The 14,759-nt window shown below is 63.3% G+C and carries 11 protein-coding genes and 1 tRNA gene; 5 read left to right on the top strand and 7 right to left on the bottom strand.

Features of this window, described 5'->3' with window-relative positions; genetic code table 11:
- Positions 1 to 11: 11 nt before the first annotated feature.
- The 5 genes from lysA (at position 12) to ACO06O_RS10935 (ending at position 5,989) form a co-directional block, all read left to right on the top strand.
- A complete protein-coding gene (gene lysA / locus ACO06O_RS10915; protein WP_421879483.1) occupies positions 12 to 1,331 on the top strand; it encodes a diaminopimelate decarboxylase in 1,320 nt (439 codons plus the stop codon).
- A complete protein-coding gene (locus ACO06O_RS10920) occupies positions 1,328 to 3,898 on the top strand; it encodes a TIGR02302 family protein (protein WP_421879486.1) in 2,571 nt (856 codons plus the stop codon). Before lysA ends, ACO06O_RS10920 begins: the two co-directional genes overlap by 4 nt.
- Before the next feature lie 81 nt (positions 3,899 to 3,979).
- Complete coding sequence (locus tag ACO06O_RS10925; RefSeq protein ID WP_421879490.1) at positions 3,980 to 5,305, top strand: nucleoside recognition domain-containing protein; 1,326 nt, start codon at positions 3,980 to 3,982, stop codon at positions 5,303 to 5,305.
- A gap of 127 nt (positions 5,306 to 5,432) precedes the next feature.
- A complete protein-coding gene (locus ACO06O_RS10930; protein WP_421879494.1) occupies positions 5,433 to 5,879 on the top strand; it encodes a VOC family protein in 447 nt (148 codons plus the stop codon).
- A 33-nt stretch (positions 5,880 to 5,912) separates the two neighbouring features.
- Positions 5,913 to 5,989, top strand: a tRNA-Arg gene (locus tag ACO06O_RS10935).
- Between the two features lie 132 nt (positions 5,990 to 6,121).
- On the opposite strand, the gene ACO06O_RS10940 is transcribed toward ACO06O_RS10935, so the two are convergent.
- From ACO06O_RS10940 to ACO06O_RS10970, 7 genes are all read right to left on the bottom strand, one after another.
- Positions 6,122 to 6,721 carry a DUF6655 family protein gene (locus ACO06O_RS10940; protein ID WP_421879498.1) on the bottom strand — a complete coding sequence of 200 codons (600 nt, stop codon included), beginning with the start codon at positions 6,719 to 6,721 and terminating at the stop codon, positions 6,122 to 6,124.
- A 126-nt stretch (positions 6,722 to 6,847) separates the two neighbouring features.
- Complete coding sequence (locus tag ACO06O_RS10945; protein ID WP_421879502.1) at positions 6,848 to 8,182, bottom strand: glucose-6-phosphate isomerase; 1,335 nt, start codon at positions 8,180 to 8,182, stop codon at positions 6,848 to 6,850.
- A 13-nt stretch (positions 8,183 to 8,195) separates the two neighbouring features.
- Positions 8,196 to 9,089: a UTP--glucose-1-phosphate uridylyltransferase gene (locus ACO06O_RS10950; protein WP_421879506.1), complete on the bottom strand. Its 894-nt coding sequence runs from the start codon at positions 9,087 to 9,089 to the stop codon at positions 8,196 to 8,198.
- A 48-nt stretch (positions 9,090 to 9,137) separates the two neighbouring features.
- Complete coding sequence (pgmG, locus tag ACO06O_RS10955; RefSeq protein WP_421879509.1) at positions 9,138 to 10,538, bottom strand: phosphoglucomutase/phosphomannomutase PgmG; 1,401 nt, start codon at positions 10,536 to 10,538, stop codon at positions 9,138 to 9,140.
- Positions 10,539 to 10,570: 32 nt separating this feature from the next.
- The gene (ppsA, locus tag ACO06O_RS10960; protein WP_421879512.1) at positions 10,571 to 12,994 is read right to left on the bottom strand and encodes a phosphoenolpyruvate synthase; all 2,424 of its coding nucleotides are present in this window, start codon (positions 12,992 to 12,994) and stop codon (positions 10,571 to 10,573) included.
- Positions 12,995 to 13,152: 158 nt separating this feature from the next.
- A complete protein-coding gene (locus ACO06O_RS10965) occupies positions 13,153 to 14,067 on the bottom strand; it encodes an anti-sigma factor family protein (RefSeq protein ID WP_421879517.1) in 915 nt (304 codons plus the stop codon).
- A 1-nt stretch (position 14,068) separates the two neighbouring features.
- Positions 14,069 to 14,614, bottom strand: a complete 546-nt coding sequence (locus ACO06O_RS10970; RefSeq protein ID WP_421879521.1) for an RNA polymerase sigma factor — start codon at positions 14,612 to 14,614, stop codon at positions 14,069 to 14,071.
- Positions 14,615 to 14,759 lie beyond the last annotated feature (145 nt).

The following is a 14,759-nucleotide window of genomic DNA, read 5'->3' on the forward strand; positions in this document are numbered from 1 at the left end:
GTGCCGACCCGATGAACCATTTCGAATACCGCAACGGCGTTCTGCATGCCGAAGACGTGCCCCTGACCCGCATTGCGGAAGAAGTCGGCACGCCGGCATATGTCTATTCCCGCGCGACCCTGACGCGCCACTACACCGTTTTCGCCGATGCCTTCGCCAAGGCCGGGCTGGACGCGACGATCTGCTATGCGGTGAAGGCGAACAGCAATCTGGCGGTGATCGCGTTGCTGGGCCGTCTGGGCGCCGGCGCGGATGTGGTGTCGGAAGGCGAATTGCGCCGGGCGCTCGCTGCGGGCATTCCACCGGAACGCATCGTCTTTTCCGGCGTGGGGAAGACCGAAAGCGAGTTGCGGTTTGCGCTGGAAACCGGAATTCACGAGATCAATGTCGAATCCGAAAGCGAATTGCACCTGCTGTCCAAGGTTGCGAGCGGTCTCGGCCAGGTCGCGGAGATCGCGATCCGGATCAATCCGGATGTCGACGCCAAGACCCATGAGAAGATTTCCACCGGCAAGAAAGAGAACAAGTTCGGCATCGACATCGACAAGGCCGACGCGATCTATGCGCTGGCGGCCTCTCTGCCCGGCATCAAGCCGGTGTCGGTCGCGGTCCATATCGGCAGCCAGTTGACCGATCTGGAACCCTACCGGCAGGCCTTCCGCCGTGTGGCGGATCTGGTGGATCGTCTTCGCGCCGCCGGTCACGGCATTGTGAGGGTCGATCTGGGCGGCGGATTGGGCATTCCCTACGACACCGAGGAACCGCCCCTGCCCGACGCCTATGCCGCCATGGCCGCGTCCGAGATCGCGCGCCTGAACTGCCCGGTCATGTTGGAGCCGGGCCGGATGATCGTCGGCAATGCCGGCATCCTCCTGTCCCGGGCCTTGGTCGTGAAACCGGGCGAGACCAAGCACTTCCTGGTGCTGGACGCAGCGATGAACGACCTGATCCGGCCGGCCCTGTATAACGGCCATCATGGTATCCGGCCGGTCGCTGAAGCGGCGGCGGATGCCGCCCTTCAGCCGGTCGACGTGGTCGGGCCGATCTGCGAATCCGGCGATACCTTCGCCAAGGGCCGTATGCTGCCGCCGATCGCGGAAGGCGATCTGGTCGCCTTCGGCAGTGCCGGGGCCTATGGCGCGGTGATGGCATCGACCTATAATTCCAGACTGCTGGTGCCGGAGGTGATGGTAGACGGGGACCGGTTCGATGTCGTGCGGGCGCGCCAGACCTATGACGCCCTGATCGGCATGGACTCCATACCGGATTGGCTGCACACTGACGGCAGTGGCGAAACCCGCGAACCGAGAAGGATCGGAGCGACAGGATGACCCAAAAAACGGCTCGGGGGGGCCAGGATCGAGAGGCGGGCGCATGGCCCGTCGGTCTCTCCCGCGCGGTTTTGATTTGGGAACGCCTGGAAGCAGCCTTCTGGCAACCGGCAGCCTTCGCGCTGGTCTTCCTGTTCATTGCCCTGACGGGGCTTTTGCCGGATCTGCCGATCTGGGCTCATATCGCCGTTCTGGCGGTGTCCGCCGCGATATTTCTGGGCCTTGCCTGGCGCGGCGCACGGTCGCTGACCTGGCCGGACAGAATTTCCGCCCGGCGCCGGATTGAACTCGTCAACGGCCTGGACCACCGTCCCTTGGAATCGCTGGCCGACCGGCCCAGCACGGACGACCCAATCCAGCTCGCCTTATGGGAAGAACATCGGCGGCGTATCGCGGCGCGGATCCGCGCCCTGTCCGTCGGGCCCCCCGCGCCGCAGCTCGCGCGGCTGGACCCCATGGCCTTGCGCATCTTCGCGATGGTCCTGCTGGTCGCGGGCCTTGGCATGGCGGGGCGCGATGCGCCCGCCCGACTGACGGAAGCGCTTCTGCCGACCGGGTCCGCCACGACGGCCGGTCTGGCAATCGGCATCGACGCCTGGTTGGCACCGCCGCAATATACCGGCCTGCCGCCGCAATTCATCGCGCGCAGCGGCGACCCTGCGTCTCAGGACGAAGCCGTCGCCCCGAACGGGCCGGACCATACCGCGCCGGTCGGCTCCAAACTGGTGATCCAGGTGACGGGCGATATTCCGAATGCGGACCTGGTCACCCCCAATGCCACCATTCCCTTCACCGCCTTTGCCGAAGGCGGCTTTGCCATCGAACATGAAGTGACGTCTACCGGTCCGGTCACCGTTCTGTCGGACGGCCGGGAACTGGCGGGTTGGGTCATCCACACGGTTGCGGATGAAGCCCCGGTCGTCACCCTGCCCGAACCGCCGGCGCCCAGTCTGCAGCAGGCGCTGACCATCCCCCATACGGTATCGGACGATTACGGCATCGTCAGTCTGTCCGCAGTCATCGAACGCGCCGACCGGCCGATCGGATCGGCGCAATCCAGCGCCGAAGGCGACGAGGAAATGGCGATCGTTTCGCCTCTTCCCGTTCCGGACATCGCCAAATACGGCAAGCCGCGCCGCGTCTATCGCGATTATACTTCCCATCCCTGGGCCGGTGGCGAGGTCCGCCTGACCTTGGTTGCCACCGACGCGCTGGGGCAAGAAGGTCGCTCCGAGCCGGTGACGCTGATCCTGCCGGCGCGCAAGTTCAATCACCCGGTCGCACAGATCATCGTCGAACTGCGGCGCGAACTTGCCTGGGATCCGGGCCGCAATCGCCTGCCGGTGGCCGACGCGCTGGAAGCCGTGGCCTGGGGCCATGAGAACTATGGCGACGACGTGACCGTCTTCCTGTCGTTGCGCGAGGCCTATTCCCGTCTGCGCCGCCCGAAGCGCGGCGACCTGTCCGGCAAGGAAGCGGTCGACGAGGTCGTGGATCTTTTGTGGAAGACGGCGCTGTATCTGGAAGACGGCGGCGTTTCCCTGGCCCTGGCGCGGCTGCGCGCCGCCGAACAGGCGCTGATGGAAGCCCTGGCCGAAGGGGCCAGCGACGCGGAGTTGGAACGCCTGATGAATGAACTGCAATCGGCCATGAACGACTATATGTCGGCGATGACCGAGCAGCTTCGCCAGAGCATGGAGGACGGCGAAGAGGTGCCGCAGTTCAATCCCGGCGACAACATGATCTCGACCCAGGACATCAACGAGATGATGGACCAGATCCGCGAGATGATGCGCAACGGGATGACCGAAAGCGCCACGCAGATGCTGGAACAGCTGCGCCGCATGATGGAGAACATGCAGGCCGGGATGCAGACCCAGATGTCCCAGGAAAACCGGGAAGCGATGCAGCTTCTGGAGAACATGAAGGACATCATGGAAGGGCAGCGCGAATTGATGGAGCGCACCCATCGCCAGACCCAACAGCGCGGACAGCAAGGTCAGAACCAACGCAACGGAGCTCAGGACGGCCAAAGCCAGAACCAGGCCGACGGCAACCAAGGGCAGCAAGGCGGTCAGGGCGGGGCCGACGCCGTGCTTCAGGACGCCCTGCGCCGTCAGTTGGGCGAGATCATGCGTCAGTTCGGCGAGATGATGGGCGAGATCCCGGAACCCTTCGGCCGTGCCGACGAGGGCATGGCGGAATCCTCCGAGCGGCTGGGCCAGGGGGAACCCGGCGAGGCGCTGGGCGCACAGGGTCAGGCGATGGACGCCTTGCAGGAAGCCGCCGAGGCTGCCCGCGACGCCTTCATGGAACGCTTCGACCGCCAAATGGGCCTGGGGCAACAAATGCCCGGCCAGTCCGGACAGCAGACCATGGACCCGTTCGGGCGCCAGGCCAGCGAAACCTTCCGCGGCCCAATGCAGGGCGAAGTGGATGTCCCGGACGAGGGCAGCCTGGAACGCGCCCGCGAAATCCGTGACGAATTGCGACGCCGCGCCGGTCAGCGCAACCGGTCGTCCGAGGAACTGGATTACATCGACCGCCTGCTCGACCAGTTCCAATAGGCGTCACCGCCCCAAGCCCATCGACAGAAGCCCCGAATCGCGGCGCAGTGATCGCGCCTCGAATCAGCGGGACCTCCAGCCATGAACATCATTTTCTTCGCCATGGTCGCCATCGCCTTTCTGGTGGCGGCCTATCGCCATGCGACATGGACCGCGCCGGTCGCTGCGGCCGGCGAGGAAGCCGCCAAATCGCCGATGGAACATCTCGGCCTGTCGATGATCGGCACGGCCGAGGCGTCGGTCACCCTCGCCATCGGTCTGATCGGGGTCATGGCCCTGTTCCTGGGCCTGATGAAAGTGGCGGAGAATGGCGGCCTGCTGCGCATCGTTGCCAAGCTGCTGCGGCCGCTGCTGGTCCGTCTTTTCCCGGACGTCCCGGCCGAGCATCCCGCCATGGGCGCGATGATCATGAACATTTCCGCCAATGCGTTGGGCCTCGGCAACGCGGCGACGCCGTTCGGCATCCGCGCCATGCAGGAACTGGACAAGCTGAACCCGCATAAGGGCACCGCGACCAATTCCATGGCGCTGTTCCTGGCGATCAACACCTCGTCGGTGACGCTGTTGCCGACCGGTGTCATCGCAATCCGCGCCGCAGCGGGATCCAGCGACCCGGCGGGTATCGTCCCGACGACGCTGATCGCAACAATCTGCTCGACGACGATCGCCATTCTCAGCGCCAAGCTGTTGCAGCGCCATTTCAAAAGCCCGCCGCCGGATGCGGACTACAAGCCGGATGCCGACGTTCAAGATGCCCATCCCGCTGAAGGGGAAGCCTTGCCGCAGGAAGCGGGCGAGGCCTATCCGCTCTGGGTGTCCGCCATCGCGCTGGGTTGCCTGATCGGCTTCATCCCGCTGACCGTCGCTTACGGGTCCAGCATTGCCCCCTGGATCATTCCGGGCCTGATGGTCGGCTTCCTGACCTTCGGCGTCGCCAAGGGCGTCCCGATCTATGAGAGTTTCGTCGAAGGCGCGCGCGACGGGTTCAATGTCGCCGTCCGGATCATCCCCTATCTGGTCGCGATCCTGGTTGCGGTCGGCATGTTCCGGGCATCGGGCGCGATGGATTTGCTGATCTCGCCCATCGGGCTGATCACCGGTCCGCTGGGCCTCCCGGCGGAAGCCCTGCCCATGGCCCTGATGCGGCCGCTCAGCGGGTCCGGTGCCTATGGCATCATGGCTTCGATCATCAGCGATCTGGCGATTGGCCCGGATTCCTATGTCGGCTATCTGGTCACAACCTTGCAGGGATCGACCGAAACGACCTTCTATGTCCTGGCGGTCTATTTCGGCGCGGTTCAGATCCGCCGGGTTCGGCATGCGCTGTGCGCGGCGCTGCTGGCCGATCTCGCCGGCATCACGGCTGCCGTCGTCGCCTGTCTGTTCCTGTTCGGGCATCTCGTCTGACCGGACAGGGTGTGACGTCACAACTGCCTTTCCCGAGCGTTCCGGTGCAAGGGGTTGCCGGACGCGGGACCGGTCGCTACCTCTAAACGCGACACCGCCAATCCTTCCAGACAGAGGGGTAAGCCCGATGGGACTTCAGTATCTTCACACCATGGTCCGCGTGACCGATCTCGACGCCAGCCTGGACTTCTACTGCAACAAGCTGGGTATGCAGGAACACAGCCGCTATGACAGCGAACAGGGCCGTTTCACCCTGGTCATGCTGTGCGCGCCGGACGATAAGGACAATGCCGACGCCGAAAAGGCGCCGCTGGTGGAGCTGACGTATAACTGGGATCCGGAAGAGTATACCGGCGGCCGGAATTTCGGCCATCTGGCCTTCCGCGTCGACAATATCTACGAGACCTGCCAGAGCCTGATGGATCAGGGCGTCACCATCAATCGCCCGCCGCGCGACGGCCGCATGGCCTTCATCCGCTCGCCCGACAATATCTCCATCGAACTGCTGCAGCGCGGCGACTCCCTGCCCCAGGCCGAACCCTGGGCGTCGATGGGCAACACCGGGACTTGGTAACCGCGCCCGGACCGTGATATAGCGGGCCCGCGTGTCCTCGTAGCTCAGCAGGATAGAGCACAGGATTCCTAATCCTGGGGCCGTGGGTTCGAATCCCGCCGGGGACACCATTTTTCATTCCATCTCGATACAGCCGCATACGGTGCGCCAGATGACATTCTGGAGTGACCCCTTAAGGGAAACCGAGCACCACACCTGCGGACGTACCGCTTTCAATGAACCGAGGCCGAATTGTCGGGGGCCTATTCAGCAGGCCGGGGATTGTCCTGCAGGGCCTTGGGTAGAGTGTTCGACGTGTCCCAGCCGATTCCCAGAACGGAATCCTCGTCCATCCAAGCAAGGCCGTAGACCGGTCCGACGCTCTGGATCATGCGGCCATCCTCCGCCGCCAGGGTCACGGCCGCGAATTTGGCGATCGCGGTCCGGTCGAAATCTTCGTACAGCGTGGCCAAGGGCAGCTCCACGGCCTCAGACAGGGGGATCGGGACTTCGAATCCGCCGACCCCGATATAGAACAGTTCGCGGTTGATCGAGAGAGCCCCGGACCGGATCTCGACAATATACTCCGCCTTCTTCCGGTCGGCCGCGAGATAGCCCCCCTGCTGCGCGATCCGGGCCCTAAACGTGCCGATCACATAGGGCTTGTCGTAACTTTCCAGATATTCCGTCTCGAGAAAGACCGACTGCTCGCGCAAGTCGCCGAAGTCGATCTGCGCGATGGCCTTGTCGGCGGCGGTCGAAATCAGCAATTGCTCATTCGCCGTCCGATCGGGTTCCGTCTGACGCAAGTCGGTGCAACCGGCGAGCGCCGCTATCAGGGCTAAGGCGATTGATATCGCCATGATTTGTTTGTGTCGCATCTCTCCGACATGCTTGCGCTAAGGGGAGAATTCAAGGCCCGGCACGCCGCAGCCGAAGCTGCGACGTGCCGGTACCGAAACGGGCCTGGGAGGAGCGGAGGGTAGTAGCTACGCGGCCCGTTCCGGAATGATGCTCGCGGCGGCCGATTTGCGCTCCAGCAGCATGCGCCGCGCCAGCGTCTTGCCGTGCTCCACGGCAGGCTGGTCGAACGGGTTCACGCAAAGCAGGTCGGCGGCGAGAATGGTTTCCAGCATGTAATGCATCATCAGCGCGCCCATGCAGCGCTCGTCGATCGCGTCCATATCGATGGTCCGCACCGGACAGCCATTCCCGATCAACGTCTCCGTCGTGGCCTGGCGGGAGACTTCCATCAGGTCGCCCAGCGTGACCTGATCGAGAAAATCCAGGCGCGGGTCGCGGATCTCGGAACAGTCCACCGGCTTGGCCAGCGGCGCGACCGGCCCGCCCAGAACCGTGAACATCTTGTCGCGCGGCCCGTCCAGCCAAAGCTGGAGTTGGCTGTGCTGATCGACCGGACCGGCGGCATAAATCGGTGTCGTCCCTTTGCCTTCCTTGCCCAGGCTTTCCGCCCAGAGCTGACGATACCAGCGGGCAAGCGACCCGAGCCGATCGGAATAGGCCAGCATGACGGAGCAACTGATCGAGTGATAGCGTTCAAGCCCGACGGACACGGCAGCGCCCACGGCCGGTGCGCTGTCGGCCGGGCGCCCCGAATCCAGCGTGCGGAACAGGATCTCGCGGGCGCCTTCCCGAACGGCCTCGGCATCCAGGCCGGCGATCAGCGACGGCAGCATGCCCACCGTGGTCAGAACGGAATAGCGGCCCCCGACGTCGGAGTCATGCTCCAATACCGGCAGATTGTACTTGCCCGCGATGCGGCGCAGAGGACTGTCGGCGTTCTGCGTCACGATGCTGAATGCCTTGCTGGTCATCTCCGGGCCGATCGTCCGCAGCAGCATCGGCAGGACGGTCAAGGTCTGCAGCAGGGTCTCCGACGTTCCACCGGATTTGGAAATGGCGATGAAGCCGGTTCGCGAAAGATCCAGTGAGCGCAGCAACTCGTCGAAACTGTATGGATCGATATTGGTGACGATGTGCATACGAGGGCCGCGGCTGCGTTCCGAGAACCCGATATTCGACATGTTGTGGAGCGCGCGGCCGCCCAAACTGGAGCCACCGGTGCCGAGGATCACGACATCGCTGAAGCTGGCGCGGTAACGGCCGGCGACTTCCTTCAAAGCGGGCCAATCGTCTTCGCGTTCCGGGACGCGCAGCAGGCCGATCCCGCCGTCATGATAGGCCTTGCGCAGCCGGCCCAGGGCCGGATCCAAGGCGTCGAGGAAAAACGAAAGCTCGCTCTCGCTCAGACCGAGTTCGACCCGATCCCGCAAGCAGGCGGAGATATCCTGATGGTATGGCATTCGCCTACTCCCTTTATCCTACTCGGCTCCATGCCGAATGCTGCCCATAAGACGAAAGGATGCGCTGCATGGTTCCCGCCGTGTCTTCACGCGCGAGGGCGAATGCGACTGTCGCTTCCAGAAGACCGTTCTTCGTGCCGCAGTCGAACCGGGTTCCGTCGATCCTCACGCCGTGAAACGGCGCGTCGGCGATCCGCCGGCGCATCGCGTCGGTCAGCTGAATTTCGTCGCCGCTCCCGGCCTTCGTGTCGCTCAACGCCGAGAAGATGCCAGGCTCCAATACATAGCGGCCAATAATCGCAACGTTCGACGGCGCCTTCTCTGGGGCCGGCTTCTCGACCAGGTCGGAGGCCCGAACCATCCGGCCCTCCTCCCCCTCTACGGCCAGAATGCCGTACTTTGAGGTATCTTGCTTCGCCACATCGATGACGGCGGCGATGTTGCCGCCGACCGCCTCGTGGGCCGCCAGCAGATCCGCCAGAGCCGACTGCGGCGACAGAATGACATCGTCCGGCAGTAGGACCGCGAACGGCTCGTCACCGACGGCATGCCGGGCGCACCAGATCGCATGACCCAGCCCCATAGGCTTGTCCTGATAGATGAAGCTTGCCCTGCCTTCCGGGATCGTCGATGCTTCGACCACTGCCGCAAGGTCGCCCTTCCCGTCAGCGTTCAAGGTGCGCATCAGATCGGGATTGTGCCCCACCTGCTTTGCGATCCCTTCCTTGCCGCGGGCGATCACGAAAATGAACTCCGTAATCCCTGCCTGCGTTGCCTCTTCGATCGCGTAACTCAAGATCGGCGTATCGATGATTGGCAGCAGCTCCTTAGGCACCGCCTTGGTGGCGGGCAGAAACCGCGTCCCCAGCCCGGCCACGGGCAGGACGGCTTTCCGGATTGGTCTCATTTTAGGTTTCCTGTCGTTGGATCGGTTGAACCGGTTCCGCCGAAACTGTCAGGCGGTCGCCCGGACGGGTTCTGCCGGACTGCCTAACCCGGCCTCCGAAAGGGCCCGGTCAAGCTGTGCCTGCAGACGTTCCAGAGCGGCGGCATCGACGCCCTCGCAACGCGCCACCAGGGCCGGCTGAGTATTGGACGCTCGCAACAGCCACCAACCGTCCTCGCCGACGACACGCACCCCATCGATATCGATGACCTTGCCCGGTGAACCATGCAGACTGCGGCCGACCGCATCGACGACCTCAAATTTCACGTCGTCCCCGCAATCGATACGTATCTCGGGCGTGGCAACCGTGACCGGCAGGGCATCGACAATTTCGTGCAATGGCCGACCGTCTTCGGCCAGCGCTTCCAGGGACCGCAGCGCCGCATAGATCGCGTCGTCGAAGCCATACCAGCGGTCGGCATAGAAGATGTGGCCGCTCATTTCGCCGGCCAGCGGCGCTTTGGTCTCCGCCATCTTGGCCTTCACCAGGGAATGGCCGGTCTTCCACATCAGCGGTTTGCCGCCGGCCTTCGCGACTTCGTCAAACAATGTCTGGCTGGCCTTCACGTCGGCGATGATCGTACGACCCGGAAGTTTTCCAAGGACCTGCCGCGCCAGCAGCACCAACAGCTGATCCGGCCAAACGATGCGGCCGTTCCGGTCGATGACGCCCAACCGATCACCGTCGCCGTCAAAGGCGAAGCCGATGTCCAGTTCCTTTTCCCGGACCAGCCGCTGGACCTGCTCCAGATTCTTCGGATCGCTGGGGTCTGGATGATGGTTCGGGAAGCTGGAATCAACGATATCGTTGATCGGCAAATTGCGCCCCGGAATCCGCTCCAGCAACGGTTCGAGAATCTGGGCCACCGCGCCGTTTCCCGGATCCCAGCCGCAGGCCATCTTGTCGTCCAGACGAACATCGCGCGTCAGCCGGTCGACATAGGCCGTCTCGACCGAAATCTTTTCGATGTGACCATGGGCGGTGACGTAATCCGCCCGGGCGGCGCGACGGCCTATCGACTGGATCTCCTCTCCGAAGATCGCGGCTATTCCGGCCATCAGCTTAAAGCCGTTATAGTCCGGTGGGTTGTGAGACCCGGTCACCATGATTCCGCCATCGGCTTTCAGATGGTGGACGGCGAAATACAGCATCGGCGTCGGACCGCAACCGATCTGCTTCACGGTCAGACCGCATTCCGCAAGGCCTTGGGACAGGGCCATGGAAAGAGCCGGCGACGACGCCCGGCCGTCCCAACCCACAGCGATGGACTTGCCGCCCAGTTCGGCGATCTGACTGCCGAAGGCACGACCGATCGCATAGGCGTCGCTGTCTCTCAAAGTGTCTCCGTAGACACCGCGGATATCGTAGGCCCGCAGGATCGACGGATGAAAGTGATGATAATCGGTCATCGGTGACTCCCGAGTTTGCACTGCGTTTGCGGTCATTCGGCCGCGCTGACCTGCAAGGCCGGTTCGGGCGATTCCATATCCCAGACCAGTTTCTTGACCCCGGCGAAGCTGTCCGGCACGACCGAAATGGAATCGATGCCGGCATCCACGAGAAACTTTGCGAATTCGGGATTGTCGCTAGGTGCCTGTCCGCACAGCCCAACGGTCCTGCCATGGATGTGCGCGCGCTGAATGACGGTTTCGATCGCTGTTCGGACGGCCGGATCGTTCTCGTTGAACAGCGAGGACAGCCGTCCGCTGTCGCGTTCGACACCGAGGATCAACTGGGTCAGATCGTTGCTGCCGATGGAAAATCCGTCGAACAGCTCGCAGAAGCCGTCGACCTGAAAGACGTTGGACGGCACCTCGCACATCACCAGAATTTTCAAGCCATTCTCGCCGCGCGTGAGGCCATGACGACGCAACAGGTCCAGGACATCCCGCGCCTCACCCGTCGTGCGACAGAAAGGCAGCATGACATGAACGTTGTCGAAACCGATCTCCATACGCACCTGGCGCAGGGCCTCGCATTCCATCGCGAAGGCTTCGGCATAATCGGGATGCAGATAACGGCTGACACCGCGCCAGCCCAGCATCGGATTCTCCTCATGCTGCTCGAACACGCTGCCGCCGAGCAGGTCCCGGTATTCGTTGGTCTTGAAGTCGCTGGTCCGCACGACGACCGGGTTCGGCCAAACCGTGGCGGCAATTTTCGCGATGCCTGTCGATAGTTTGTCGATGAAATAGGCTCGGCCATCCTCATAGGTGCCGATCAGCGCCTCAACTTTCCGGCGGGTGGCCTCGCAATCGACCATGGCGGGGTTGAGCAGGGCCGATGGATGCGCCCCGATCTGATTTGCGACAATGAATTCCAGCCGCGCCAGACCGACACCGTCCGCCGGCAGTCGCCACCATTTCGGCGCCCGAGTCGGATCCGCGAGGTTCAGCATCACCTTTGTCCGGGTTTCCCGACAGTCGGACAGATCGATCTCCTCGGTCTCGATCAACGCTCTGCCCTCGTAGACTCGCCCAATCGACCCCTCGCAGCAGGCCACCGTGACCTCCGCACCGGGGCGCAGGGCTTCCATCGCACCCTCGGCCCCGGTAATGGCGGGTAGCCCCAACTCCCGCGCGACGATCGCGGCATGGGACGTACGGCCGCCATTTTCCGTCACGATTGCCGCGGCACGCCGCATGACCGGCAGCCAGTTCGGGTCGGTCATTTCGGTCACCAGGATCTCACCGTCCTGAAACTCGTCCTGGAATCCCGGGGACACCACTTGACGCACGCAGCCGGAAACCGCGCCGTCACCGATTGCGACGCCGCGTGTAAGCGGTGCCCCCTTCTGCGAAATCCGCGTCCGGCACATGCCGCTATCCGACCGGTTCGAAATGACGGTCTCTGGCCGGGCTTGCACGATGAACAATTCCTGCGTCTCACCGTCCAGCGCCCATTCGACGTCGACCGGGTGCCCATAATGCGCCTCGATCCGCTTCACCCAGCGCGCCAGTTCCAAAACCGACGCGTCGTCCAGGCACAATCGGCGGGCCTTCTCCGGGGGTGTGTCGACCGCACGAACCGTAAATCCGTCGCCGGACCATACCGGCACGATCATGGTCTTCTTCGCGCCGGTCGACCGGTCGACAATCGGCGAAACATCGCGTTCCAGCAACGGTGCAAAGACTTGGAACTCGTCCGGATCCACGCTGCCCTGAACAACGGATTCGCCGAGCCCCCATGCTCCGGAAATGACGACCATGTCCTGATTGCCGGTCTCTGTATCCAGCGAGAACGCAACGCCGGCCGACCCGCTGTCGGAGCGCACCATCCGCTGCACGACGACGGATAGGGCCAGGTTCGCATCATCGATCGCATTCTCTGCGCGATAGGCGATGGCCCGCTCGTTATACAAGGATGCGAAACAGTCCTTAACCCGCCGCAAGATCTCTTCGCAGCCCCGAACATAGAGATAGGTATCCTGCTGACCGGCGAAACTGGCATTCGGCATGTCCTCGGCGGTCGCGCTGGACCGGACGGCGACCGGCAGCTTGTCTTCGCCGGACTCCGCCAGCATGGCGTGATAGGCGTCGCAGATCTTGGCCGCGACAGGTTCCGGCATCCGACCACGGCGAAACGCCGCCTGGATCTCGGCGGCGATGACGCGGGCGTGTTGGGCGGTCGGATCGATCAGGCCGGTCAGTTCGTCGATCTGACGCTTAAGATCGTTGTGCTCCACAAAGGCCCAATAGGCGTCGACGGTTACCGCGAAGCCGCCCGGCACGCGAATGCCGGCTTCCGACAGCGCCCCGATCATCTCACCCAGTGACGCGTTCTTTCCGCCCACCCTCGCGACGTCGCGCATGGAGATCCGGGACAGCGGAATCACGAACTCGTCCATAGAAGTCTGCGTCGCCATTGGCTCATTCCTTCGTCGATGAGGACGGGATTTCATCCGGGATGTGGGCAAATTCACCCGTTCGGAGACTCTCCGTTGCGTCCTCAACATGTCTTTGTGGTTTCAGTTTCAAACGGCGGGACCGGTACTCCGAACCGCCGCTTCCCGGGAAATTCGGCTCAGGCGTCCGACCGGGCCTTGATCCCGCCTTCCTGATCCAAAGACGGTTCGACCGCGGGATTGGTTCCGTCCTGCGGTCCGTTATCGGCACTTTGGTCGACCGAGATTCCCTTCGTCACGGTCCGGGCCATATCCAACAGCTCATTGCGCTGAACCTCCCCGATCATGCTGAAGGAACGGCCTTCGGCGTGCCAGAACAGCAAGGCAAGCGGCCCTTCCTGCCGGACCGACACCTGCTGCTTATCCTCGCCCTTGGTGCCGCTGTAATAGAGCGACAGCCGACGTCCGTTCTTGCCTTCGTAAAGCAGATGGACGGCGTCATCGGGGTTGCCGGCCACAAGCCGGGTCTCGACAAGGTCGAAGCCGAATTTTGAAAAATCCGGAACGATTTCCGGCATCGCTTCGGCGGACGAGGTCTGCGCGGACCGGTCCGGCACGGAGGTAACCGGTACGACCTCGCCGCCCGGCTCAACCTCCTTGGTTTGCGCAACCTGCGCCGGCACTCCGGACTGCAGCAAGGTTTGGACCGCAGCCTGCTGCAGGTCGGCCGGTTTGGTGACGAAGAAATCTCCGTTCATTCCTGCAATGGTCAGCACAACGGCCGAAGCGGCGACCGCGCCGAAGGGCACGATACGAGTGAGCCCGCCCCGTTTGGGGCGCCGCAACTGCCGTTCGACAGCATCGCCCAACTCCCAGGTCAAAGGATCGCGAGGCGTTCCCGCCCGCGACCCGACATCGCTTCTGATCGCCTCACGGACCGCGATCATGCTCAGAACCTTGTCGCGCAGATCGCGGTCATTAGCGATCACCCCCTCGACACGCCGCTCGGTCTGCGGATCCAGCCGACCGTCGGCGTAATCCTCCAGGAGTTGGTCGCTAACCAAAGGGATCGTGTTGCCGGAGGTATGATGCATCTTACGCCTTCCTGAGCATCGTCACCGAATTCGAACCGTGCATCGGTTCATGGTCATACTGGGCCGGATCCAGCATCTCCCTCAGTGCGGCGCGGCCCCGATGCAGCCGGGACCGCACGGTGCCGATGGGATTGCCGGTCACCTCGGCGACATCCTCATAGGTCATGCCTTCAAGGCAGGACAAAAGAATGACTTCGCGCTGGCTGTCGGGCAGCGAATCCAGGGCGGACGAAATGTCCATACAGCGCAGCCGGTCTTCCTGACTGGGCGGCACGCTGAGGAATTCGACGTCGGCATCCGCGTTCATTTCATAGCCGCGCGTCTTGACCTTGCGGCACTGATCGATATGGACGTTGCGCAGGGTTCGAAACAGGTAGGCGCGAAGATTGGTGACCGAATTGTCGCCCTTCAGATGCGCCAGCACCCGCCGCAAGCATTCCTGAACCAGGTCTTCCGCGTCGACCGGATTGCCGGTCAATCCCGTTGCAAATCGGTGAAGGCTTCGAATGTGGGCCTGCAGGTCATGTTGCTCATGCTGCCGATTCACGGTGCTTCTCCCATAACGTTGAACGTGTCGGTGCGTAGCCCCCGCTGTTGCGGGATCGGCTTCGTCAGCCTGTTACAGAGAAAATTTGGCAGGGCCCGGCGGGCATTTCTGGGGCAAGGCCGTGACCTTGTTTGTCACAGCAGAA

It is taken from the genome of Pacificispira sp. (genome assembly GCF_965228185.1).
Taxonomy (GTDB): Bacteria; Pseudomonadota; Alphaproteobacteria; order UBA8366; family Aestuariispiraceae; genus Pacificispira.

Excerpts from the sequence above, each read along its gene's own strand:
- lysA (WP_421879483.1), top strand. The coding sequence starts at position 12 with ATGAACCATTTCGAATACCGCAACGGCGTTCTGCATGCCGAAGACGTG.
- ACO06O_RS10920 (WP_421879486.1), top strand. The coding sequence starts at position 1,328 with ATGACCCAAAAAACGGCTCGGGGGGGCCAGGATCGAGAGGCGGGCGCA.
- ACO06O_RS10925 (WP_421879490.1), top strand. The coding sequence starts at position 3,980 with ATGAACATCATTTTCTTCGCCATGGTCGCCATCGCCTTTCTGGTGGCG.
- ACO06O_RS10930 (WP_421879494.1), top strand. The coding sequence starts at position 5,433 with ATGGGACTTCAGTATCTTCACACCATGGTCCGCGTGACCGATCTCGAC.
- ACO06O_RS10940 (WP_421879498.1), bottom strand. The coding sequence starts at position 6,721 with ATGGCGATATCAATCGCCTTAGCCCTGATAGCGGCGCTCGCCGGTTGC.
- ACO06O_RS10945 (WP_421879502.1), bottom strand. The coding sequence starts at position 8,182 with ATGCCATACCATCAGGATATCTCCGCCTGCTTGCGGGATCGGGTCGAA.
- ACO06O_RS10950 (WP_421879506.1), bottom strand. The coding sequence starts at position 9,089 with ATGAGACCAATCCGGAAAGCCGTCCTGCCCGTGGCCGGGCTGGGGACG.
- pgmG (WP_421879509.1), bottom strand. The coding sequence starts at position 10,538 with ATGACCGATTATCATCACTTTCATCCGTCGATCCTGCGGGCCTACGAT.
- ppsA (WP_421879512.1), bottom strand. The coding sequence starts at position 12,994 with ATGGCGACGCAGACTTCTATGGACGAGTTCGTGATTCCGCTGTCCCGG.
- ACO06O_RS10965 (WP_421879517.1), bottom strand. The coding sequence starts at position 14,067 with ATGCATCATACCTCCGGCAACACGATCCCTTTGGTTAGCGACCAACTC.